The sequence below is a fragment of the Synechococcus sp. MU1651 genome (genome assembly GCF_023630635.1).
GTDB lineage: Bacteria > Cyanobacteriota > Cyanobacteriia > PCC-6307 > Cyanobiaceae > Parasynechococcus.
Genome location: NZ_JAKUHJ010000001.1, coordinates 153792 through 171841 on the forward strand (window position 1 = coordinate 153792; position 18050 = coordinate 171841).

Annotated in this window: 38 protein-coding genes; 22 read left to right on the forward strand and 16 right to left on the reverse strand. The window is 59.6% G+C overall.

Annotation, left to right across the window (positions count from 1 at the left end; translation table 11 throughout):
- The first annotated feature begins 10 nt into the window (after positions 1-10).
- The 5 genes from NCN05_RS00895 (at position 11) to NCN05_RS00915 (ending at position 1342) form a co-directional block, all read left to right on the forward strand.
- Positions 11-376 (forward strand): AbrB family transcriptional regulator, encoded by a 366-nt coding sequence (locus NCN05_RS00895; protein ID WP_006850785.1) that lies wholly within the window; start codon positions 11-13, stop codon positions 374-376.
- Between the two features lie 71 nt (positions 377-447).
- On the forward strand, positions 448-639 hold the full coding sequence (locus NCN05_RS00900; protein ID WP_115132746.1) for a hypothetical protein: 192 nt from the start codon (positions 448-450) through the stop codon (positions 637-639).
- 48 nt (positions 640-687) lie between these two features.
- The gene (locus NCN05_RS00905) at positions 688-855 is read left to right on the forward strand and encodes a hypothetical protein (RefSeq protein WP_170951960.1); all 168 of its coding nucleotides are present in this window, start codon (positions 688-690) and stop codon (positions 853-855) included.
- Positions 856-963: 108 nt separating this feature from the next.
- Positions 964-1146 carry a hypothetical protein gene (locus tag NCN05_RS00910; RefSeq protein WP_186497649.1) on the forward strand — a complete coding sequence of 61 codons (183 nt, stop codon included), beginning with the start codon at positions 964-966 and terminating at the stop codon, positions 1144-1146.
- A 46-nt stretch (positions 1147-1192) separates the two neighbouring features.
- On the forward strand, positions 1193-1342 hold the full coding sequence (locus NCN05_RS00915) for a hypothetical protein (RefSeq protein WP_170950621.1): 150 nt from the start codon (positions 1193-1195) through the stop codon (positions 1340-1342).
- On the opposite strand, the gene NCN05_RS00920 is transcribed toward NCN05_RS00915, so the two are convergent.
- Positions 1339-1767: a tellurite resistance TerB family protein gene (locus tag NCN05_RS00920; RefSeq protein WP_250396626.1), complete on the reverse strand. Its 429-nt coding sequence runs from the start codon at positions 1765-1767 to the stop codon at positions 1339-1341. The two genes, NCN05_RS00915 and NCN05_RS00920, sit on opposite strands and share 4 nt — an antisense overlap.
- A gap of 110 nt (positions 1768-1877) precedes the next feature.
- The gene (locus tag NCN05_RS00925; RefSeq protein ID WP_170950620.1) at positions 1878-2039 is read right to left on the reverse strand and encodes a hypothetical protein; all 162 of its coding nucleotides are present in this window, start codon (positions 2037-2039) and stop codon (positions 1878-1880) included.
- A 119-nt stretch (positions 2040-2158) separates the two neighbouring features.
- Between NCN05_RS00925 and NCN05_RS00930 the strand changes: the two genes are divergently transcribed.
- From NCN05_RS00930 to NCN05_RS00940, 3 genes are all read left to right on the forward strand, one after another.
- Complete coding sequence (locus tag NCN05_RS00930; protein WP_170951022.1) at positions 2159-2311, forward strand: hypothetical protein; 153 nt, start codon at positions 2159-2161, stop codon at positions 2309-2311.
- Between the two features lie 122 nt (positions 2312-2433).
- On the forward strand, positions 2434-2595 hold the full coding sequence (locus NCN05_RS00935; RefSeq protein ID WP_186512839.1) for a hypothetical protein: 162 nt from the start codon (positions 2434-2436) through the stop codon (positions 2593-2595).
- A gap of 3 nt (positions 2596-2598) precedes the next feature.
- The gene (locus tag NCN05_RS00940) at positions 2599-2775 is read left to right on the forward strand and encodes a hypothetical protein (RefSeq protein ID WP_170951021.1); all 177 of its coding nucleotides are present in this window, start codon (positions 2599-2601) and stop codon (positions 2773-2775) included.
- Here NCN05_RS00940 and NCN05_RS00945 read toward each other — a convergent pair.
- Positions 2769-2918: a hypothetical protein gene (locus NCN05_RS00945; RefSeq protein ID WP_170950618.1), complete on the reverse strand. Its 150-nt coding sequence runs from the start codon at positions 2916-2918 to the stop codon at positions 2769-2771. The genes NCN05_RS00940 and NCN05_RS00945 overlap by 7 nt on opposite strands.
- 108 nt (positions 2919-3026) lie before the next feature.
- On the opposite strand from NCN05_RS00945, the gene NCN05_RS00950 reads away from it, so the two are divergent.
- Complete coding sequence (locus tag NCN05_RS00950) at positions 3027-4700, forward strand: protein adenylyltransferase SelO family protein (RefSeq protein ID WP_250396627.1); 1674 nt, start codon at positions 3027-3029, stop codon at positions 4698-4700.
- Positions 4697-5233, forward strand: coding sequence for a DUF924 family protein (locus tag NCN05_RS00955; RefSeq protein ID WP_250396628.1), 537 nt, complete (start codon positions 4697-4699; stop codon positions 5231-5233). The genes NCN05_RS00950 and NCN05_RS00955 overlap by 4 nt, the downstream gene beginning before the upstream one ends.
- Here NCN05_RS00955 and NCN05_RS00960 read toward each other — a convergent pair.
- Positions 5222-5401, reverse strand: coding sequence for a hypothetical protein (locus NCN05_RS00960; RefSeq protein WP_006850301.1), 180 nt, complete (start codon positions 5399-5401; stop codon positions 5222-5224). The two genes, NCN05_RS00955 and NCN05_RS00960, sit on opposite strands and share 12 nt — an antisense overlap.
- A gap of 139 nt (positions 5402-5540) precedes the next feature.
- On the opposite strand from NCN05_RS00960, the gene NCN05_RS00965 reads away from it, so the two are divergent.
- Entirely contained in the window at positions 5541-5858 is a 318-nt protein-coding gene (locus NCN05_RS00965; protein WP_025362236.1) for a DUF3303 domain-containing protein, read from the forward strand.
- Positions 5859-5888: 30 nt separating this feature from the next.
- The gene (locus NCN05_RS00970) at positions 5889-7082 is read left to right on the forward strand and encodes a glycosyltransferase family 2 protein (RefSeq protein ID WP_250396629.1); all 1194 of its coding nucleotides are present in this window, start codon (positions 5889-5891) and stop codon (positions 7080-7082) included.
- Here the strand turns inward: NCN05_RS00970 and NCN05_RS00975 are convergent.
- Positions 7079-7252, reverse strand: coding sequence for a hypothetical protein (locus tag NCN05_RS00975; protein WP_011364474.1), 174 nt, complete (start codon positions 7250-7252; stop codon positions 7079-7081). The genes NCN05_RS00970 and NCN05_RS00975 overlap by 4 nt on opposite strands.
- 191 nt (positions 7253-7443) lie before the next feature.
- Between NCN05_RS00975 and NCN05_RS00980 the strand changes: the two genes are divergently transcribed.
- Positions 7444-7689, forward strand: coding sequence for an RNA recognition motif domain-containing protein (locus NCN05_RS00980; protein ID WP_006850138.1), 246 nt, complete (start codon positions 7444-7446; stop codon positions 7687-7689).
- A gap of 23 nt (positions 7690-7712) precedes the next feature.
- On the opposite strand, the gene NCN05_RS00985 is transcribed toward NCN05_RS00980, so the two are convergent.
- Positions 7713-7979, reverse strand: coding sequence for a hypothetical protein (locus NCN05_RS00985; RefSeq protein ID WP_250396630.1), 267 nt, complete (start codon positions 7977-7979; stop codon positions 7713-7715).
- A 148-nt stretch (positions 7980-8127) separates the two neighbouring features.
- Here NCN05_RS00985 and NCN05_RS00990 point away from each other — a divergent pair, with 148 nt between their 5' ends.
- Complete coding sequence (locus NCN05_RS00990; RefSeq protein ID WP_170950567.1) at positions 8128-8295, forward strand: hypothetical protein; 168 nt, start codon at positions 8128-8130, stop codon at positions 8293-8295.
- Between the two features lies 1 nt (position 8296).
- On the opposite strand, the gene sodC is transcribed toward NCN05_RS00990, so the two are convergent.
- Positions 8297-8833: a superoxide dismutase [Cu-Zn] SodC gene (gene sodC / locus NCN05_RS00995; protein ID WP_250396631.1), complete on the reverse strand. Its 537-nt coding sequence runs from the start codon at positions 8831-8833 to the stop codon at positions 8297-8299.
- Positions 8834-8918: 85 nt separating this feature from the next.
- On the opposite strand from sodC, the gene NCN05_RS01000 reads away from it, so the two are divergent.
- Positions 8919-9155, forward strand: coding sequence for a hypothetical protein (locus NCN05_RS01000; RefSeq protein WP_115082512.1), 237 nt, complete (start codon positions 8919-8921; stop codon positions 9153-9155).
- A 137-nt stretch (positions 9156-9292) separates the two neighbouring features.
- Here NCN05_RS01000 and NCN05_RS12620 read toward each other — a convergent pair whose 3' ends face one another.
- Positions 9293-9454 carry a DUF8642 family protein gene (locus NCN05_RS12620; protein WP_502988795.1) on the reverse strand — a complete coding sequence of 54 codons (162 nt, stop codon included), beginning with the start codon at positions 9452-9454 and terminating at the stop codon, positions 9293-9295.
- A gap of 158 nt (positions 9455-9612) precedes the next feature.
- Between NCN05_RS12620 and NCN05_RS01005 the strand changes: the two genes are divergently transcribed.
- Complete coding sequence (locus NCN05_RS01005) at positions 9613-9966, forward strand: hypothetical protein (RefSeq protein ID WP_250396632.1); 354 nt, start codon at positions 9613-9615, stop codon at positions 9964-9966.
- Positions 9967-9997: 31 nt separating this feature from the next.
- Here the strand turns inward: NCN05_RS01005 and NCN05_RS01010 are convergent, their stop codons facing one another.
- Positions 9998-10402: a YccF domain-containing protein gene (locus NCN05_RS01010; protein ID WP_250396633.1), complete on the reverse strand. Its 405-nt coding sequence runs from the start codon at positions 10400-10402 to the stop codon at positions 9998-10000.
- A 65-nt stretch (positions 10403-10467) separates the two neighbouring features.
- Here NCN05_RS01010 and NCN05_RS01015 point away from each other — a divergent pair, with 65 nt between their 5' ends.
- Complete coding sequence (locus tag NCN05_RS01015; RefSeq protein WP_250396634.1) at positions 10468-11328, forward strand: SDR family oxidoreductase; 861 nt, start codon at positions 10468-10470, stop codon at positions 11326-11328.
- A 316-nt stretch (positions 11329-11644) separates the two neighbouring features.
- Positions 11645-11938 (forward strand): hypothetical protein, encoded by a 294-nt coding sequence (locus NCN05_RS01020; RefSeq protein WP_115132732.1) that lies wholly within the window; start codon positions 11645-11647, stop codon positions 11936-11938.
- Here NCN05_RS01020 and NCN05_RS01025 read toward each other — a convergent pair.
- Together NCN05_RS01025 and NCN05_RS01030 are read right to left on the reverse strand one after the other, a co-directional pair.
- Entirely contained in the window at positions 11923-12144 is a 222-nt protein-coding gene (locus tag NCN05_RS01025) for a hypothetical protein (protein WP_244272250.1), read from the reverse strand. The genes NCN05_RS01020 and NCN05_RS01025 overlap by 16 nt on opposite strands.
- 148 nt (positions 12145-12292) lie before the next feature.
- Entirely contained in the window at positions 12293-12679 is a 387-nt protein-coding gene (locus NCN05_RS01030) for a DCC1-like thiol-disulfide oxidoreductase family protein (RefSeq protein WP_250396635.1), read from the reverse strand.
- A 2-nt stretch (positions 12680-12681) separates the two neighbouring features.
- Here NCN05_RS01030 and NCN05_RS01035 point away from each other — a divergent pair, with 2 nt between their 5' ends.
- On the forward strand, positions 12682-13044 hold the full coding sequence (locus tag NCN05_RS01035; RefSeq protein ID WP_250396636.1) for a DUF8671 domain-containing protein: 363 nt from the start codon (positions 12682-12684) through the stop codon (positions 13042-13044).
- 12 nt (positions 13045-13056) lie between these two features.
- Here NCN05_RS01035 and NCN05_RS01040 read toward each other — a convergent pair whose 3' ends face one another.
- Both NCN05_RS01040 and NCN05_RS01045 read right to left on the reverse strand, forming a co-directional pair.
- Positions 13057-13386, reverse strand: a complete 330-nt coding sequence (locus NCN05_RS01040; RefSeq protein WP_250396637.1) for a DUF8622 domain-containing protein — start codon at positions 13384-13386, stop codon at positions 13057-13059.
- Between the two features lie 146 nt (positions 13387-13532).
- The gene (locus tag NCN05_RS01045; RefSeq protein WP_250396638.1) at positions 13533-13784 is read right to left on the reverse strand and encodes a hypothetical protein; all 252 of its coding nucleotides are present in this window, start codon (positions 13782-13784) and stop codon (positions 13533-13535) included.
- 97 nt (positions 13785-13881) lie between these two features.
- Between NCN05_RS01045 and NCN05_RS01050 the strand changes: the two genes are divergently transcribed.
- Together NCN05_RS01050 and NCN05_RS01055 are read left to right on the forward strand one after the other, a co-directional pair.
- Positions 13882-14073, forward strand: a complete 192-nt coding sequence (locus tag NCN05_RS01050) for a hypothetical protein (RefSeq protein WP_250396639.1) — start codon at positions 13882-13884, stop codon at positions 14071-14073.
- Between the two features lie 59 nt (positions 14074-14132).
- Positions 14133-14285 (forward strand): hypothetical protein, encoded by a 153-nt coding sequence (locus NCN05_RS01055; RefSeq protein WP_250396640.1) that lies wholly within the window; start codon positions 14133-14135, stop codon positions 14283-14285.
- A gap of 15 nt (positions 14286-14300) precedes the next feature.
- Here NCN05_RS01055 and NCN05_RS01060 read toward each other — a convergent pair whose 3' ends face one another.
- The 3 genes from NCN05_RS01060 to NCN05_RS01070 form a co-directional block, all read right to left on the reverse strand.
- Positions 14301-15713 (reverse strand): serine hydrolase domain-containing protein, encoded by a 1413-nt coding sequence (locus NCN05_RS01060; protein ID WP_250396641.1) that lies wholly within the window; start codon positions 15711-15713, stop codon positions 14301-14303.
- Positions 15714-15760: 47 nt separating this feature from the next.
- On the reverse strand, positions 15761-16003 hold the full coding sequence (locus tag NCN05_RS01065) for a hypothetical protein (protein WP_250396642.1): 243 nt from the start codon (positions 16001-16003) through the stop codon (positions 15761-15763).
- A 563-nt stretch (positions 16004-16566) separates the two neighbouring features.
- Complete coding sequence (locus tag NCN05_RS01070; RefSeq protein WP_250396643.1) at positions 16567-16716, reverse strand: hypothetical protein; 150 nt, start codon at positions 16714-16716, stop codon at positions 16567-16569.
- Between the two features lie 500 nt (positions 16717-17216).
- On the opposite strand from NCN05_RS01070, the gene NCN05_RS01075 reads away from it, so the two are divergent.
- Entirely contained in the window at positions 17217-17870 is a 654-nt protein-coding gene (locus tag NCN05_RS01075) for a nucleoside/nucleotide kinase family protein (RefSeq protein WP_250396644.1), read from the forward strand.
- The last annotated feature ends 180 nt before the right edge of the window (positions 17871-18050 follow it).

The window sequence follows — 18050 nt, forward strand, 5'->3', positions numbered from 1 at the left end:
TCACAGACCCATGCTTACCGGAGCTGAATTGCTCAACCGCGTCAAGGAACTTGGCGATTGCGCCAAAACAGATCTGGCCAGAGGTTGTGGCTATGTCGTCAAAAAGAAAGACGGCTCAGAGCAGGTGAAATTCACCGCGTTCTACGAGGCTCTCCTTGAAGCCAAGGGACTCTCGTTCTCCACCGGTGGATCCGGTGTGGGCAAAGGTGGCCGCAAGCTGTCCTACAAAGCTGTGGTTCAGGGCAACGGCAATCTGTTGATTGGCAAGGCCTACACCGCTCTGCTGGAACTGCAGCCCGGCGATGAATATGAGATCAAGCTTGGTCGCAAGCAGATCCGCCTCATCCCTGTTGGCGGTTCCGAAGAAGAGGATTGATCTCCGGTTCAGCAGCAACACCATTCTCCCCGTGGTTCCCTTAGGTTCCACGGGGACTTTTTTTGGCTCCGATGCCCTACCAACCCACCAAGGAGCATCTTGACCATCAGATTCCAGACGCGTTCAAGAGCATCAATAGTTTGATGCGTCAGCTGAAGCAGGACATCGGCATGGATGACCGCTACATCGCCCTGATGCTGGATGCGCTCTCGCGGGAATACTCCGCCAAGCAGCCGATCCGAGAAGGTTTCGGCTTCCGCTGAAGATCAAGCTGTTGCTATCAACCGGTGGAACGGCGTCTCCCTCCACCCATGAAACGACTCCTGCTCGTCCACAACCTGGTGCACGGTCAGAGCGTTGTGCACGAACTGGACGACAAGGATTTCGCTGTGGAGCTGGTGGAGGGCGATCCGGAGACCGACGATCAGGGCGAGATGGACGTGGAGAGTCGCTTTTTCATCCGCGTTGACAATGAATGAGCTCGCGTTGACCTCAGTGTCGAATCACGAGCGGTGCGCAGCTCAGCACAGAAATGATTGATCGGGTTGGATCAGCGCTATCGCGAAGGAACCTGTGGGTGGAAGGTGATGGCAACGCGCTACGTGCTTCGGACGGGGGAGGTGATCCACTCCAACCGCAACCCCGAGGAGCTCGACGTCTACTGCTACCGAACCGGTGCCAACGACCACACCTGTCTGCTGCTCTCCGATCAATCCGAAGCGGATTTCCTGCTCCGCTACGGATCTGACGAGTTGAACGTGGCCTATTGACGCCGCTCGGATCGTGGCCTGAATGGGTGGGCATCTAGGCAACGCCATGGACGACGTCAGGCTGCAACAGCTGCTTCAAGAGGCAGAAGAGCATCTCCGTGCCCGCAGCTGCCGCCAGCGCTACGAACGCGCCGTGGTCCGTCTGCCAGACAGCCGCCGTGGCATCTGGTTCGGTGATGACAAGCGTGCGGCCTAAGGCGCGCCGTTGACCAGAAGGGCTGGCTCCAGGGGGGCGTGCAGCAACTCAAAAACCGAATCGATGCGTTCAGCCTCCACCTGCGAGATCGAGAGCATCAAGGCCAGCAGATCCAGCCGTCGCCTCTCCTCTGCTGAATAGGGCCCATCGGAGCGCATCAGTTCTGAGGCCATGGCATAGGCCGTGAGCGCTTGATCGGCTGTGAGCGCCTTGGCGGCCTCAAGCATCAGCGCCTTGGTGCCCTTCTCCAAGCGCATGGCCAGCACCGCATCCATCAGCAGCACCACCTCGTTCTCACTCATCCGGCAGTAGGGCTCGCGGTAGTCGAGGGCATGCCGGAAGGCCCTGGCCCCAGCCCGGCTGAGGGTGTCGTCCCACGACACCGCGGTGAGGCCAACGGCCGCAAAAGCAGTGACGACATTCATCGGGAATGGCGCAAGCGTTGTCCAACTGTCGACGAATGGTCGCGATCCCTGTTGTTAAAAGCGCAACAGCTCTGTGCAGATGAGTCGTTGCACCTAGTCGGCCTCTCGCATCATTCCGGCAGGCGCTCCACGGCCACATGCATGAACCGCTTCACCATGGCGATCGGCCAGCCTTCTCGCTGCAGGTCTTCAGCGATCTGATCGATCTGAAAGCCGATCTCTTCGGCCACCAGCTCTTCCAGCAGCTGGTTCGAATGTTGCGTGGTGGTCATGGGCCGGTGCTCAAGCTCAGCAGCACTGCATCGGGCCTAACCCACCTCGGCTGTGTTTCGCCACCTTGATTTGGTCGCGTTCGGTTGCAGGCTTGCGGCGCCGTTGCCAGCTTGAAGGCATGAAACAGGCTTCCCTGCTCCGGCGCATCGGCACCTACCTGCTCGGCTTGGTGGATGAGTACTGGGCCATGCGTCGTCCCTGGCAGTACGGCGCCAAGCAGCCCCAATGCGGGCTTCAGTGCGATGGCGACCATTGCGACCCCGTCGACTGAGTCGTCCCTGCAACGCGCACACCAACCATTTTTGATGGTTTGGCTCCCCGCAGCAATGCGCCTTTACACGGGTTGCCGTCGCTGATCGTCCCCACAACAGTGAGGTCAGCACTGGAGATGAGATGGAGTTCAAAAGCCGCATTTTTGCCACCTCGCGCGGGTCCACCATCGACGCCATTGGCGAAGGCAAGTACCTGGTGTGCAATCCGGCTTATTGCTTCATGGTGCATGGCCTGCGCCAGGCCCATGAGGCCGTGCAACGTCAGGAAAAGCCCGCGCTCTGAGCCATGGCTGAATACCGAATTCACTGCAAGCACTGCGGCTATGAGGGGCAGGCCAACTCCCGTTGGATCCCCTTCGTGCAGGTGCAGAAGCGGGGGCAGGATTGCCCCCATTGCGGTCGCCCCACCCTGCTGGAGCCCTGGTGCAGGCTGCGGGCTGAAGCGTCCATGCCTGATTACTGAAAGGTCTGCCAGCTGCTGGTGAGCCACTGGGGAGCCACGCTCCACCAGATGGCCGTGGCCACAAAAATGGCGGTGAGCCCGATCAGGCTGGTGATCAGCTCCTCTTGCCGGTTGTCGGAGCGAAGTTTCCTGGCTTTGCCCACGGTTGTCCTTGGATGCTTCCCTCGGTGTAAGGCCTCGGCTCGGCATTGGCCATCGGTCAAAACACCCGGCTGCAGCTCTGGCGATGATGGGTTCAGCGTCAGGGTCCGATGAGCACCGCCACGTTTGCTGAGTTCGCCGAACGGGCCGACTACTCCCTGCTTGAAGCCCTCACGCCTGACCCGGAGTCCACGGCGGATGGGGAGGACCACTGTCCGCGCCAGGTGCTCTCGGGCCACTACGTGCCGGTGACGCCCACCCCGATTCCCGAGCCCCAATACCTGGCGCACAGCCGCAGCCTGTTCAGCGAGCTGGGTCTCAGCGATGACCTGGCCCATGACGATCAGTTCCGCTGCATGTTTTCCGGTGATCTCGGTGTGGCCACCGGTCCGATGCGGCCCTGGGGCTGGGCCACCGGCTACGCCCTCTCGATCTACGGCACCGAATACACCCAGCAGTGCCCCTTCGGAAATGGCAATGGCTACGGCGATGGCCGTGCGATGTCGGTGTTTGAGGGGGTGTTCGAAGGGCGCCGCTGGGAGATGCAGCTCAAAGGTGGCGGTCCCACCCCCTACTGCCGTGGCGCCGACGGGCGCGCCGTGCTCCGCTCCAGCGTCCGTGAATTTCTGGCGCAGGACTTCATGCATGCCCTCGGTGTGCCCACCTCCCGTTCGTTGACGCTCTACGTCTCCCACGCCGAGACGGTGCGTCGCCCCTGGTATTCCGAGAACTCACGTTCGATGGACCCGGACGTGATGGTCGATAACCCTGCCGCCATCAGCACCCGGGTGGCGCCATCGTTTCTGCGGGTGGGTCAGCTGGAGTTGTTCGCCCGCCGTGCCCGCAGTGAGGCCCATCCCCGGGCGCATCAGGAATTGCACCAGATCGTGGTGCACTTGATCGAACGCAATTACCGCCAGGAGATCGACCCTGGCCTGCCCTTCAGCGACCAGGTTGTGCTGTTGGCGCGCTTGTTCCGTGATCGGCTCACGACCCTCGTGGCCAACTGGATCCGTGTGGGCTACTGCCAGGGCAACTTCAACAGCGACAACTGCGCCGCCGGTGGCTTCACCCTCGACTACGGCCCGTTTGGCTTCTGCGAGCTGTTCGATCCGCGCTTTCAGCCCTGGACCGGTGGCGGTGCCCACTTCTGCTTCTTCAACCAGCCGGTGGCTGCGGAGGCCAACTACCGCATGTTCTGGAAATCCCTGCGCACGCTGATGGAGGGCCAGGCGGAGGTTCAGGCCCAACTGGATCAGTTGCTGGAGGATTTCCCCGCTGCCATGCAGGAGGCCATGCAACGGATGTGGAGCAGCAAACTCGGTCTGCCCAGTGCCGACGACGCCCTTGTGCAAGAGCTGTTGAAGCTCCTCGTGGAGTCCAGTGCCGATTATTCGATGTTCTTCCGTCGCTTGTCGGATCTGCCCGAGCAGATTGATCCGCTGCGGGACTGTTTCTATCTGCCCCTTTCGGATGCCCTCCAATCCCAGTGGAACGACTGGTTGCTGCGCTGGCGTGTCCAGTGGCCCAGTGGCGTTGATCCGGCCCTGATCTCTGCTGGCATGCGGCGGGTCAATCCGGCCATCACCTGGCGCGAATGGTTGATCGCTCCGGCCTACCAGCAGGCCGCCGAAGGCGACACCTCCTTGATGGCTGAACTGCAGCAGCTGTTCAGCACCCCTTACGACACCCCTTCCGCCGACATGGCGGCCCGCTACGACCGCTTGAAACCGCGGGAGTTCTTCAGCGCCGGTGGGGTGTCCCACTACAGCTGTTCGTCTTGAGCGCCGACGACGTTCTGGAGTTCTGGTTCCAGCAGTGCCGACCCTGGCAGTGGTTTCGTCGCCGCGACAGCTTTGATGCCCTGGTACGAGAGCGATTCGGCGAGGCCGTTGAGCGTGCCCTCGCTGGAGAGCTGGATCACTGGAGCTCTGGGCCCAGCAGTGGTCTGGCCCTCGTGCTGCTGCTGGATCAGTTCACCCGTCAGATCTGGCGTGGTGAGGCCAAGGCTTTTGCCGGAGATCCTCCGGCTCTGAAGCTGAGCCTGGCAGCGCTGGAGCGGGGATGGATCGCAGCGGAACCGCAACGACCGCGGCGGCAGTTCTGGCTGATGCCTCTTTTGCACAGCGAAAACATCAGCGTGGTGGCCCAGGCCATCCCTTTGCTCGAGCACTTCGCGGACGCTGCCACCGCCGATGTGGCCCGCCGCCATCTCCTCCAGCTGCAGCGCTTTGGCCGCTACCCCCACCGCAATGCTGCTCTTGGACGGGTGAGTTCCCCGGAGGAAGTGGTTTTTACGCAGCAATCACAACGTTGAGGGTTCCTCCCCTTCGTCCTTCATCAGGCGAAGCGCTGCATTCATCACGGCAGCTTTCACCGCCCGGCGCTCCAGTCCCTGGCGTTCGAAGTGCCGAACGATGCGTGACAGGTCCCACCAGACGGCCACTTCCACTTCATCCATCTCATTGGCGACGTGGAGAGTCATGGTTGCGCTAGGTCTTAATTCAGCTCTAGCCCCGTGCCAGCACCGCCTGAGGCGTCTGCGGAATGACTGCTGAATTCAGTTGCAATTCAGCCTGAACGGTCGTTCGTGGCTAGGCAGCAAGTGGATGCCTCCCTTCACCGTGCAGCACTACTTGATTGTTTGGACGTTCCCGACCGTTGAGGGTGCGTGGGAGTCATGCCCTGGCTTCGCTGACTACATCAACTCGGGAGCACCGGGAGATGCTTTCGACGGTTTCGCTCTCAAATACCGCGTCTGCGAACCGATCAGCGGTAGTGGTGTCGCCATTGCCGTGGCCAGTGACATCGGCAAAGTGTGGGCGCATCTCGGGCCCTGGATCAAGGACTTCGGCATTCAGTTCGAGGTCACTGCCGTGGTGTCCGATGCCGAATTTGCTGCGATGTGGCCGATGGTGGAAGCTGCAGCATCCGTCAGCTAAGACGGCTGCCCATCACACCATGGCCCGGCCTTGACGCTTGCCCTGCTTGAGCCCCTGCTGTTTCTTGCTGCGGCTGGTTCAGCTGCAGCGGGATTGCTGATCCTTCAGCTGGGGTTGCAACGAGTGTTTTCAGTGGCACCGCGCTTGAAGCCAAGCCAAGACGTTGCTGCTCCGGACACGTCGCTGACCGTGGTGATCCCCGCCTTCAACGAGGCCCACAACATCGAGGCCTGTGTCGCCAGCGTTTTGGCCAATCAGCCCCCCTGCCGGGACTGGTCGGTGCTGGTGGTGGATGACGAGTCCAGCGATGCAACGGTGGACAACGCTCTCCGGGCTGGCTCTGAAGCGCCCCACTTCCGACTGATCCAAGCCGGCCCCAGGCCCGTCAACGAACGCTGGGTGGGCAAGAACTGGGCCTGCAGCAGGGCCGTTGACCAGGTCTCCAGCGAGTGGCTGTTGTTCATCGATGCCGATGTTCGGCTCAAGCCCGATGCCCTGAAACGGTCCCTGGCTCAGGCCCTTGATGAGCAGGCCGATCTGCTGAGCCTGGCGCCGCGGTTGAGTTGCGGATGCCTGGCGGAATGGATGGTGCAGCCGATCATGGCCAGTCTTCTGGGCCTCGGCTTTCCCATCCTTGAAACCAACGACCCGGCATCGCCGGTGGCGTTCGCAGCGGGGCCGTTCATGTTGTTCAAGGCCTCCACCTATGCGCAGATCGGTGGTCACCGAGCCCTGGCTGGCGAGGTGGTGGAAGATCTGGCCCTCGCCCGCGCCATCAAGGGAGGAGGCCATCGGCTGCGTTATCTCCTGGGGCTTGATGCGGTCGATCTGCGGATGTACAGCGACCTCGCGGCGCTCTGGGAGGGCTGGACCAAGAACTGGTTTCTGGGCCTGGACCGGGACCCCGTCAAAGCCCTTGGCGCCGCTTTGGTGGTGGTGTTGATGTTCACCGTGCCCTGGCTGTTGCTGCCGGCATCGCTCCTGCTGCTCTGGCTCCAACCCCTGCTGGCTTCGGCTTGGTGGTGGGTATTGGCGCTGGCGAGCTTGGCCATCCTTCAACAGCTGCTGCTGCGGCTGTGGACGCGCAGCAACTTTGATGTGCCCCTCAGCTACTGGTGGCTGATGGGAGCCGGTGGGTTGCTGGTGGGTGCAATTGGCCCCGTCTCGATCTGGCGCACCCGCACGGGACGCGGTTGGACCTGGAAAGGCAGGCCCCTGAATTAGGCGTGGTGTCCCTTTTTGCGGGCATCTTCAGCCCGCCGCCGGATTGCCGCATGCCGGAATGCTTTTTCCAGCTTGGTCAATTTGGGTTGTTTGTCTTGCAGGGCAGCTTCGCCGCGGGCTTTGGCTGCGTTGATGAAATCGTCCGATTTGGTACCGCTGAGTCCACCCATGTCCATGCCTCAACTGATTCAAGCCTGGTTCCGTTGAGGCTTCGTTGGGCTCGAAGCAAAGGCTTTCTATCGAATTCAGGTTTGAACGGAATTGTTTGGTAGTCCTTGATCCCATTGATGAGCCATCCCTTCTGAAGGCTCGGCATCTGGCCGCTGTGTGCGAAGGTAAGCAGTCTTGATCAATTCTTTTTTTGACGATCTTTATCGGAAATCTCTCCTGGGACGCTGAGCGGGAGGATCTCATTCATCTGTTCGGTCAGTACGGCGAAGTGAGCAAGTGCTCCTTGCCCCTCGACCGGGAGACGGGCCGCAAGCGTGGTTTCGCTTTTGTGGACCTCAGCAGCGAAGCCGATGAGCAGTCGGCAATCGACGACCTGCAGAACGTTGAGTGGATGGGTCGCGCCATCTCCGTTCGCAAGGCCGAACCCCGCCGCTGAGCTTCAAACAGCCTCGCTTCACCTCACTGTCCAAAACCGCGGTCGGTTGTGGATGGTGAGGTTTTGTCGTGGGTTGTGTTGGGCTGTGGCTGTTGAGAGGCCTGCTGTTGTGAGGCCTGGTTGAACCGACTGTCGAGCCAACGCGAAACGATGTAGATCCCAATGAACATCGGGATGTAGATCTGATAAGCACTTTGTTGTTCAATCTCGAGCTGATTGACGACGGTGACGGCAGCGGTGCTGAGCACGAGGTAGATCCCGACGCGCCGAAACAGGGGAGATTTGAACAACGTTGTGAGAGCTCAAGCGTTTGATCATGTTCTCCTGCCGTTGAACTCCCTCAACTGGGGGATGTGCCAGACGCGCTTTGCCTGCAGGGACGAACACGACCCCGAATCGACGCGGGCTTAGGGTTTTCTTAAGAGTTGGAGCGATGTTGTGATCGGTTTGATCGCCTCAGGTTTGTTCCTGGTGTTTCCCTCAATTCCCGGAGCGGATCTGTCCCTGTTCCAACAGCTGAACAGGGAACTCGGTGCCCTCTGTCAGGAGCCACCCGCTCAGGCCATCAGGGTCTGTCGCCTACATGCCCGCCTGGTGAACGGCTGAGTCAGCGCTCGTCCGGCACCACACCACAGGCAACCCGTGCTCCACCTCCACCTAGGGGAGGCTCGTCCCTGTAGGTGTCGCCGCCTGCGTGAACAATCAGTGCTTTCCCCTTCAGGTCAGCTGTGCTGAGCCGTGGCGCCACCACGCTGGTGTTGGTCTTTCCGTCGTCATCCACCACCAGCCTGCTGAGATCGCCCCGGTGACCGTTTCCGAAGGGGCCGAGGTGTTGTCCCGTTTCATCAGGGTCCCAGTGCCCACCGGCAGCCAGGCCCGCAACGGGGGTGCCCTCGGCGGTTTGGCCCACCTCACAGCTTCCAATGCTGTGGAGATGGAAGCCGTGTTCCCCAGGGCTCAGCCCCGCCAGATCTGGATAAATCACCAGGCCTTGGTCGGTGTCTTGCGCGGTGACGCTGCCGATCGATTCGCCAATGCCGTTGGCATCAATGCGTTGCAGGGTCACCTCCAGGGCTCCGCACCAGCCCGGTGTGAGCGTGAGCAGGCCGATGAGCAGAACGAGCTGGGCGAGCAGGCGACGCATCACAGAACAGCGTGTTCTTGAATTGTCGCCCCCGGTTGGTGCCGTCTGCGGTGAAGATGGTGCGTCGTTCAGCTGATGCTTGGTGATGCGTTGGGAGTACACCCAGTTGCGCTTCGTGCCCCGGGGGAAGTCGTGGACCGGGGAAATCGAGGAGCTCTGGCTAGATGATCGGCAGCTGATCTCCAGAAGCCATCCGCAGCGTGACGTCACCCTGGTGGGCTTGATGAATGAATTGGGTGAACAGGGCTGGGAATTGGTGACCTACGCCCAGCCCTTCACCGGCTACCACGGTGGTTGTTACACCTTCAAGCGAAAGAAGTGATCAGGTGTTTCATAGGGTTCAGAGCGGGCTGGCGCTGATGTGCTGGGTCATGCCCATGAATCCAATCACGAGAAGTGCAACTGCAACGGTTGAGGCAAGGGATGCCAGGCCCATTTGTGTTTGATGGCTCAGGCTTTTCATGCATCAACCTCGTTTTTCAGATGCACGAGAATGCATTGCTCGTAGCAACTGCCATCGTCGAGATTGCAGAGGGTTAGGCATTCGAAATAGGCATTCACTTGTGATTCGGTGACGCAGGCTTGAGCTGCGTTTGGTGATTCCAAATTTGTATTCAGCATTTCATTCTCAATTCGCAGGGAGACACTATGCTGATTTTCTTTTTTGGGCAATGAAATTATTGCGGCGGGTAAATACCTAGATGTAATTACCTATTTCGCTTCGATTGTGATGGTCGATCTTTGTTTTTGTTTGATCCCCTGCTTCTTATGGTGAGCCGATGAGCAAGGGCAACCCCGCTGAACGGCTCGAGGACGAGCTCGATCGTGCCAAGGCTCGTGGCCGTTGGCTCAGTGACGATGAGCAGGCTGCGCTGGATCGTGAGGCTGATGCCGAGGCCCTGCTGGTGGAGGCCAAGCAACAGCGTGATCGCAAGCTGATGGTCCTCACCGGGGTCTGCTTGTTGATTCCGCCGTTGTGGCCTGTGGCCCTCGGGCTGACCCTGTTCCTTCTCTATCCAGACACCATGGCCAGGATCGGGCTGGCTGCCGCCATCACCTTTCTGGTGGGGGGATTGCTGTTGGCCGGCGTGCTCGGTTTGGTGATGGTCTGGCTGATTCAGTGGCTGTTCTGATCAGGTGCTGCTCTGATCAGATCTGTTGGGATCAGTTTCTTGATTTCACCACCGTCATGCCGACGGGGGCCAGGGCAATCAAAGCCAGCTTGATGTGCTGAATGCCAAAGGGAATGCCGATGATCGTGACAAAACAGGCCAGGGCACTGCTGAGGTGACCCAAGGCCAGCCACCAGCCGGCCACAAGAAACCAGATCACATTGCCGAGCGCACCCAGGGGACCCGTCCCCAGATCGCCTCGTCCCCTGAGCTGACGACGGCTCACGGCTTCGGAGCCGAAGGGCCAGAGCGAGAAAAAGCCGATCACCCAGCACGACCGTGCCCACGGCAGGCCAACGATGGTGATGGCGCAGATCAACGCGGCCAGCCACCAGGCCAGAGCCATGGGAAGTCCGCCGAGAACAACCCAGAGCAGGTTGAGGATCATCGAGATCATGTCTCCATTGTCACGGCAGGCCCAAAGCACGTTCGTTAAATTCTGTAAAAGGTGTTTGACCGGACATGGCGGCCAGTTTCGGGATTGTGGGTTGTGGATATGTGGGATCCGCTGTCGCCACCCACCTCAGGCGCCAGGGCCATGAGCTTGTCGGCACCACCACCAGCCCCGGACGTTTGGCTGAGCTCTGTGATCTGGTCGACCACCCCCGCCTCTACAGCGCTGGCGATCCGATGGCGGATGCCAGTTTCCTGGATCGGCTCGATGGGGTTCTGATTGCGATGGCCCCCACCACCGCCACCTTTGAAGAAGATCAGTACGAGAAGGTTTACGGCCAGGCGGTACCTGCCCTTGTTGAAGCGCTGCGTCAGCGCCAGGGACGTCGACCACTGCATGTGGCCTACTTGAGCAGTGCAGGGGTGTACGGCGATCAAGCCGGCGCGATCTGCAGTGAGCTGACGCCTCCGGATTGTTCCAACAACGCCAACGCTCTTCTGGCCAGCGCCGAGATGTCTGTTCTTTCCTTGAACGACGCTTCAACCCAGGCCTGTGTGTTGCGGCTGGGTGGTATCTACGGTCCTGGCAAGGACATCCCGTCGTACATCCGCAGTGCTGCTGGGCAGCCGGTTCGCAAGAACGGCAATCACATCAATGCCTGGGTTCATCTTCACGACATCATTCGCGGTGTTGATTTCGCCTTCGGCCGGCGCCTCCAAGGCATCTACAACCTTGTGGATGATCTCCAGTTCACCCGGCGTCAGCTTTCCAACGCCTTGTGTGATGACTTCGGATTACCCCCTGTGATCTGGGACAACCACGATCGCCCCGGTGCACGCATCTTCAATGCCCGTGTCAGCAACGCCCGGCTGCGTGAAATCGGATTTCAGCCCAGCGTCAGCTCCATGCTCGAACCTGTTGCGGCCTGAGGGGCCAACCCCGCATAGCGAAGCTGTTCAACGTTCGCGGCTGATTTGATTTTTCGATACAGATTGCGCATCGATTTCTCATTTTTCGTTGTTGTTGTAAAGCAGGATTGCGGAATCCACGTTCAACTTGCTGCGTTGATTAGACCCTGCACATTCAACGCGGCGGCGCTGTGAAAGACGACTCGTTCTGCATCGAATTTGCGTCCTCCTTGGCCTTGATGTTGCTGGAGCTCAACGCAGAACTTCTTGAGCTTGCAGACGAAGCCTCCAACGTCACAGCAGAGCTTTCTGTTGTTGGGCTTGAGCGTGCCTGCTGATGCTGGATCGCATTCGTGCCGTCTTTGCTGAAGCCCAAGCCGAGGGCATGGATCAGTTGTACGACGTCATCAATGCGGCGCGTGATCTTGCACCGGATTCAGATTTTCAGGCTTGCTACGACCTTGTGATGGCCTCCGGCGGCCCTGAAGTGGAAACCTGGATCAACTTCACGGTGACCACAGCCACCCGCTTCGATCTTGACGATCAACCGGAGCCGGAACAGTTTCTTTCCGTTCTCGAGGAGCGTTGTGATGCCCGTCGGGAAGAGCAGCGTGCTCAGCCTTCGGAATAACGAAGGGCCTTGAGGCCCATCACCAGATGGGTGCGAAAACTTCCCAGCGCCATCACCTGCTTGGGCGATCGCGTGTCGCTTACTGCATCGCCCTGTCCTTCAATCCAGCGCAGCAACTCCTGGGTTTGGTCGGCCCATGCACTCAGTGCTGCGCGGAGCAATTCGTCATCGCTGAGCCGCCCTTCAGGAACGGCGGATGTGTCCATCGCCGCTTTCAGCAAGGCGTTGAGTTGCTGATGGCTCAGCGCGTCAGGAACAAAGGGATCGGGATCGATGCTTAAGAGAATCTTTAGGCGTGCTTCGACCGTAGTTCAGGGGTATCGGTTGCGACCACCCGTGTTTTGGCTCATTGCGTCAGCGTGATCGAGCTTGATCCGGGTCAACGCTCAGCCCGCGGGTGGCAAGGGCCAGGCGCCGGGCAGCCAACAGGGCTGGATAAGCCAGTGCTGAACGTTTGTTGTCACTGAACAGCTTGGCCAGCAGTCCGAGCAGGGGATCGCTGGGGTTCATGCGCCGGCTGAGTTCCGCAATGGCTTCGCTGCCATGCCACGTCTGCTCTCCTTCGATCAGCACGGCGCCATTGCGCAGAGGCAGGCCGAGGGCATTGAGTTCGCGACGGATCGTGTGATCGGCGCGTCCGTCAACAATGCGCAGGTTGGGAACACCCGCCTGGAGCTCACTGCGGAGGGCGAACTCTCGACAGAATGGGCATCCGCCGTCGTAGATGAGGGTCAACAGCATTGATGAATTCTGTCGCGAAGGGCCTGGGCCTGGCGTTGTTGATGCTCTGTCTGCTGTTGGCTCCCCAGCCGTCATGGGCCGATTGGATCTGCGACGGGGATCGGCTCAGTGTTGAGATCACGCGGGGAGCCGTTGATCTCACCGGCCTGGCGGAAGGCATTCCCAACACGTTGGAGGGAACCCTGCCGGGGGACGGAGTTCTGTTGCGCTGGCGTGATGTGGAGTTGCAACTACCGCGCACCAACAATGCAGGTGCCCCCAGTTACACCGATGGCCGTTGGTGGTGGCGGGTCGTTGATCAATCAGCACCGGAATTTTGGGAACGCCGCGGCACGGTGATCCGCCACCAATGTGAACTGATCTGAGCCTTCCTCCAGCTAACGGCGTTTTCGCTTGCGGCGGTTGGCCTTGCGGGTTCCTCCATAGCGATAACCAGCTTGTTCGCGAAAGTTCGGCCAGCAGGTTTCGCACACCAGGATCCAGTCCGCGTGTCGGGCGGTGATCACCCGGAAATGCACGTCTCCCGGCTGTCTGCAGTGATCGCAACAGAATCTTTTGTTTTTCCACAGTTTTTCAACCGACTCCTCTGGCGGATCGGTGCCCTGAAGCTTCTCCTGAGGATTGCTTGCTTCGTTCACAGCAGGGAGCGCTTCGTTGCCACTTGAAGCGTTTTCGAAATCACTGATGCATTTGTTGCTTGAAAACAATGGCCAGCACAGCATTCTTCACATTGAGCGGCTGGATGTGCCGGGGACTGCCGAGCATCTGAGGCTTGTTTTCCACGCCGATGGCCAAAACCACTGTGCTCCCCAGGATCAGTTGTTTTGGCCCTGTGGAAAAGCTGTGTATAACTCTACGAATCGCTTGGAACTTGGGCGTTGATGGAGGCTTTTAGGGCGGCCATCTCGTGGGCGGTGAGGTGAGCTTCGACGGCCTCAGGGGTGTTGTTCAGATAGTTGATCCATGCCTCGTAGCACTGTTCCTGCGTTGCTGATGGGTTCTGACCTTGGCCAACTCCTGCGCTGAGCAGAAGCTCTTCGATCCTGGCCAGCCGAGCTTCGATCCGGCTCAAGCGGCTGCCGATGGCGTCATCCTGTTGCGTCACCTGCGGATGGGTGTTGGGTCTCGTGATTGTTGCGGAGAGCCCTTGGGTTGACGCTGTAGTACATGCGCACTAAAACAGATGTACTGCTCCGAAACCCATGGCTGCGAGTTCTCCTTACGCCACCTTCCGCGCTGACGAGTGGATGCGTCATTCCTTGATCCGACCCCGCAAGGCGTTTCCGGCGGCAGCCTCGGCGGTGGCGACAACTCGTGCCAGGCCCAACGCTGCTGTTCGAGCCTGTGATGCCGTGCAGGGCGAGCTTTTTCTCTTTCCCGTCGTGATCTGCTGAACCTTGGTCTCTGCGACAAACATTTGCAGGAGTCGCTGTTTGCCCCCTGTTCTGCCAGGGTGATCAATGGTTTTTATTGCCAGACCATGCTGTTGTTCGCCTCCCAGACAGCTCCAGGCGGTCCGACTGTCATTCTTCCGGCCCTGTTGATCACCGGACTTCTCGTTGCAGCATCCCAGGCGTTCGTTCCCAAGGGCGGCGACAAGAACTGAGCCCTGCCGTTCGCCTTATCGAAGGGCTGAGAGAACATCAGCCCCGAAAGCATTGGCATCAAATCCCGGCTTTTTGGGTGTCTGTCCCAGTCGCACGATCACCGCGCGCTGGGATGGAGCCACCAGAAGAAGTTGTCCCTGATAGCCCTCAGCTGAAAAGCTGTCATAGGGCAGATCCGGCCTTGATTTGCGGCGGCTGAGCCACCAGTGCGCGCCATAGGCCTGTTTTGATCCCCGCGACGCCGTCCGTGCCTGTCGAACCCAGGTTGCGGGCAGAAGTTGCTTGCCATCCCAGTGGCCCTGATCCAGGTACAACTGGCCAAAACGGGCCCAATCGCGGCCGCTGGCCCACACCAGGGATGAGCCCACCAAGGTTCCACTGTTGTCGTTTTCGAGAACGGCAGTTGCCATCCCGAGAGGCGCGAACAATGCCTGCCGGGGAAAGCTCCAGTAGCGCTGATCGTCATCGATGGCGTGTCTCAGGATTCGGCTGAGGATGTTGGTGGTTCCGGATGAATAGCTCCACTTTTTTCCCGGTTTTTTGCTGAGGGGTTGGCTGGCGGCGAACCCGGCCATGTCGGCTTCCTGGGTCAGCATCCGCACCAGGTCCGAGTTCAGTGTTCCCGTCGATTCCTCGAACGCCAGTCCGCTGTTCATGCGCAGCAGCTGATCCAGGCTGATCCTTTGGCGTGGATCCTGCGGATCACTCCATTCGGGCACCTTCGGTGGCTTGCCTGGATCCAGAAGCCCTTCTTGGATGGCCCGTCCGATCAGGGCATGGGTGATGCTTTTGCTCATCGACCAGCCAATCAGTGGCATGTCGGGCTGGATGCCTTGGGAGTAGCGCTCGGCGATCACCCAGCCGTTCTGCACCACCACAACGGCGCGGGTGCGTTTGGGTGTGAGCGGCTCGTTCTCTCCAAAGGCGCGATCGAGAGCGTCCTTTAGTGCCTGCTCATCGATCTCCGGCGGTTCTGCGGCGGCTGTGGCGATCAGGGGCCAGGCGGCGCCAATGGGCTGGGACGTCTCGGAGTCAGGCTGGTTTGGCTTGGGCAGCCGGGGTTTTGGATGCCCATCGATCTGCCAGGTGCAGCCCCGTTCGCCGTTCTGAATCGCTTCAGCGCGAATCAGCCCGAACAGGGCGCTGGCTTCAACGCGTCCAGCGTTTGGTTTGATCCTGGTGTGGATCATCCCCTGGCCGGCGGCCAGGTCTTCCTTGAGCACCTGCTCTGGATCCATTCCAGCCATCAGCACGCTGCTGCAGAGCTGTTTGGCGCTGAAACTCGCACCCGCCCTGGCGAATGTGATCAGGTTCCGCAGCGGAGGCTCTAGGCCTGCTGTGGCACTGAAGGCCACGGCCGCCATGGAGATCGCCACAGTGCGCCACTGCTGCTTTGTCACCCTTGCTTTGTCACCCTCAATGGCCATGAAAAAGCGGGGTTGTCCCCGCTTCAATCATGGATGGAACGTTGGCTTCAGTACACGTCGTAGCTGACGCCGCGATAACGCAGTTCCCGCCCACCGCTTGGGTGCTGTTGTGGGTCGATTTGTTCGTAGGCGACGCCGCGATAGCGCAGCACCTTGGTTTTGCTCCCTACCGGGGTGTGCACCTGGTCGGTGTGGCCCTGGTGGCGGTAGGCCCGTGCCATCTGTGTTCTGGCCGTTTCGATGGCCTGATTGCGCACAGTCCGTGCCTTGATCAGTTGAAGGGTGTTCATCTCTCTCTTGCGCGGTGCCCACGCCCCCGTTGCCTGGCGCGGATCTGACTGCGGCCTGTTGATGAGGCTCAACGTGACCACACCCTAGCTCCAATTGGTATCAACGGCTACTGTTTTTTCTGCTCTTTTTGGGAGGCGTTGTCAGCATGGTTCTGGATGAAGGCAGCGCTTGTCTGGGGCAGTTCCTCTGGTGTGGACCCTGGGTCCCACCCCTTAAGGAGCTGCAAGCACTGGACCTATTGCTCAGCCGTGGACCCGTACCGCTAAATCTCCCGCTGCTCTTGGCTGCAACCCGGGAGGAAAGCCCTGGATCAGCGACCAAGCCTCCAGGGCCGTTCACTCGACGACCGACAGAAATAACGGTGAATTCTGTCGATGGGATCAATCAACTCCTGTTTGGAGCGTGCCAATACCCCTTGATGGGGACACGTATCCGATTTGGATCATCCGTTTGCTGGCTGCGTCAGCTTGTAGAGGTTTAGAGCTACGAGAGCCACTCCGAAGCTGCAGAAGAAGACGATCAGGTCCTGACTGGTGATGGACATAACCCTGAAAGCAGATTCTTAACGGAATGTAACGAATTCTTGTAAGGTGGCTGTATGACACACATCAAAAACGCTCCAGTGAACCCCGCCTACTTGGGTGGCGTCTTGATCGTTGCGATCATGTTTTTGGCCGTCTTCATCGGCGGTGCGAACGCTGGTGACTGCCATCGCATCAACTCAGCTAAAGCAACCTCCGTGGAGGCTCATCACAAAGCTGATGAAAAGTGTGAGGTTGAGGTCTGACGATGTCCATCGATGCCCGATGCAAGGAACAGCAGCCAGTCGCTGAGAGCATGTTCATGGACTTCAAATACACCCGCGCTGGCTCAAAAGAACAGCTCCAGGCCTTAAACACTCTGAGCTTTCTCATAGGGATGTGGGCCGATTTCCTCGCGGCCGAGGAGAAAAGGATGGATAAGGTTTTGGTCCTAGAAGCCGCTCATTCGTAGGGACCTCTTGGCCGCTTCCTTAACCACTCTTCGGAACCCTGAACTGAAGAGTCGCGCTTAAGCGGATGGCGAAAATAAGAATTATCAGCGTCCTTCTGCCCAGCGGATGGTCAACAGTCAGCGGCTGCACACCACTGTTCTGCTGCGTTTGCTTGCCGCTCTAAGCCACAGCCTTTCTCAGCCTGTAGACCAGTCGAAACCCTCTCGTAGCTATACGCGATGGGCAAGGATCAGGAGTCAGTCAGTTGGTCGCCGCAGGATGACGCGGTTCCCCATGTAGGCGCAAGTGGACCTGCGCCCATTGTCTGCATCTGCGGGCCGTCTGCGGCCGGCAAGACAACCCTGGCCGCCCGTTTGGCCGAGCAGCTGCGTGCCAGGGGGCGTCATCCCCTGCTGATCGCCTGCGACGACTACTACCGCTGTGGTTGGTCGCCCAGTTCGCGCTATGGCTTCGACACGGTGGATGCCATTGATGCGGATCAGCTGAGGTTGCAGCTCAGCGCTGTTCGCTACCGCCAGTTGAACGCGCTGCGCAGCTACGACATGCGCAGCCGCAGGGTGAGCTCCAGGTTGTTGCAGCAGCCCTATGACCTGGTTCTTGTGGAAGGCTCCTACGGGCCGCAACATCTTTTGGAGGCTGTGCCCATCTCGCTGGTTCTGTACGTCGAAACCCCTCTTCTGCAGAGGTTGATCAAGCGTCTCTGGCGTGATGTTCGTGACAGGCAGAGGCCGGCTTCATATGTGATTCGCCAGATGCTGCGTGAGATGCTCCCGGCTGAGCGCCGCTTCATTCACCCTTTGAAGCACCGCGCAGATCTTGTTGTTCGGGGCTACGACTTCGATCTGGAGCCGATTCTCAGCAGAATTGGATAGCTGCTTAAGCGTTGATCAGTCTCAGTGGCTTGTTTTTGCGTAGGCCTGTCTATCGAGGCTAATTCGATCAGCGAGTCTGCTTTTTAGGGCGAGACATCTGCTTTTTCGGCCGAGACAACAGGCGCGAGATTTTGGTCATCCATCGACCCGGTGCAGCTTGTTGCGTCGAAACAACCGCTG

Bases quoted from the DNA above. Each gene is read 5' to 3' on its own strand.
- NCN05_RS00895 (WP_006850785.1), top strand. From the start codon at position 11: ATGCTTACCGGAGCTGAATTGCTCAACCGCGTCAAGGAACTTGGCGAT.
- NCN05_RS00900 (WP_115132746.1), top strand. From the start codon at position 448: ATGCCCTACCAACCCACCAAGGAGCATCTTGACCATCAGATTCCAGAC.
- NCN05_RS00905 (WP_170951960.1), top strand. From the start codon at position 688: ATGAAACGACTCCTGCTCGTCCACAACCTGGTGCACGGTCAGAGCGTT.
- NCN05_RS00910 (WP_186497649.1), top strand. From the start codon at position 964: ATGGCAACGCGCTACGTGCTTCGGACGGGGGAGGTGATCCACTCCAAC.
- NCN05_RS00915 (WP_170950621.1), top strand. From the start codon at position 1,193: ATGGACGACGTCAGGCTGCAACAGCTGCTTCAAGAGGCAGAAGAGCAT.
- NCN05_RS00920 (WP_250396626.1), bottom strand. From the start codon at position 1,767: ATGAATGTCGTCACTGCTTTTGCGGCCGTTGGCCTCACCGCGGTGTCG.
- NCN05_RS00925 (WP_170950620.1), bottom strand. From the start codon at position 2,039: ATGACCACCACGCAACATTCGAACCAGCTGCTGGAAGAGCTGGTGGCC.
- NCN05_RS00930 (WP_170951022.1), top strand. From the start codon at position 2,159: ATGAAACAGGCTTCCCTGCTCCGGCGCATCGGCACCTACCTGCTCGGC.
- NCN05_RS00935 (WP_186512839.1), top strand. From the start codon at position 2,434: ATGGAGTTCAAAAGCCGCATTTTTGCCACCTCGCGCGGGTCCACCATC.
- NCN05_RS00940 (WP_170951021.1), top strand. From the start codon at position 2,599: ATGGCTGAATACCGAATTCACTGCAAGCACTGCGGCTATGAGGGGCAG.
- NCN05_RS00950 (WP_250396627.1), top strand. From the start codon at position 3,027: ATGAGCACCGCCACGTTTGCTGAGTTCGCCGAACGGGCCGACTACTCC.
- NCN05_RS00960 (WP_006850301.1), bottom strand. From the start codon at position 5,401: ATGACTCTCCACGTCGCCAATGAGATGGATGAAGTGGAAGTGGCCGTC.
- NCN05_RS00975 (WP_011364474.1), bottom strand. From the start codon at position 7,252: ATGGGTGGACTCAGCGGTACCAAATCGGACGATTTCATCAACGCAGCC.
- sodC (WP_250396631.1), bottom strand. From the start codon at position 8,833: ATGCGTCGCCTGCTCGCCCAGCTCGTTCTGCTCATCGGCCTGCTCACG.
- NCN05_RS01000 (WP_115082512.1), top strand. From the start codon at position 8,919: ATGCGTTGGGAGTACACCCAGTTGCGCTTCGTGCCCCGGGGGAAGTCG.
- NCN05_RS12620 (WP_502988795.1), bottom strand. From the start codon at position 9,454: ATGCTGAATACAAATTTGGAATCACCAAACGCAGCTCAAGCCTGCGTC.
- NCN05_RS01005 (WP_250396632.1), top strand. From the start codon at position 9,613: ATGAGCAAGGGCAACCCCGCTGAACGGCTCGAGGACGAGCTCGATCGT.
- NCN05_RS01010 (WP_250396633.1), bottom strand. From the start codon at position 10,402: ATGATCTCGATGATCCTCAACCTGCTCTGGGTTGTTCTCGGCGGACTT.
- NCN05_RS01015 (WP_250396634.1), top strand. From the start codon at position 10,468: ATGGCGGCCAGTTTCGGGATTGTGGGTTGTGGATATGTGGGATCCGCT.
- NCN05_RS01020 (WP_115132732.1), top strand. From the start codon at position 11,645: ATGCTGGATCGCATTCGTGCCGTCTTTGCTGAAGCCCAAGCCGAGGGC.
- NCN05_RS01025 (WP_244272250.1), bottom strand. From the start codon at position 12,144: ATGGACACATCCGCCGTTCCTGAAGGGCGGCTCAGCGATGACGAATTG.
- NCN05_RS01030 (WP_250396635.1), bottom strand. From the start codon at position 12,679: ATGCTGTTGACCCTCATCTACGACGGCGGATGCCCATTCTGTCGAGAG.
- NCN05_RS01035 (WP_250396636.1), top strand. From the start codon at position 12,682: ATGAATTCTGTCGCGAAGGGCCTGGGCCTGGCGTTGTTGATGCTCTGT.
- NCN05_RS01050 (WP_250396639.1), top strand. From the start codon at position 13,882: ATGGCTGCGAGTTCTCCTTACGCCACCTTCCGCGCTGACGAGTGGATG.
- NCN05_RS01060 (WP_250396641.1), bottom strand. From the start codon at position 15,713: ATGGCCATTGAGGGTGACAAAGCAAGGGTGACAAAGCAGCAGTGGCGC.
- NCN05_RS01065 (WP_250396642.1), bottom strand. From the start codon at position 16,003: ATGAACACCCTTCAACTGATCAAGGCACGGACTGTGCGCAATCAGGCC.
- NCN05_RS01070 (WP_250396643.1), bottom strand. From the start codon at position 16,716: ATGGCAGTCACCAGCGTTCGCACCGCCGATGAAGACGGCCAAAAACAT.
- NCN05_RS01075 (WP_250396644.1), top strand. From the start codon at position 17,217: ATGGGCAAGGATCAGGAGTCAGTCAGTTGGTCGCCGCAGGATGACGCG.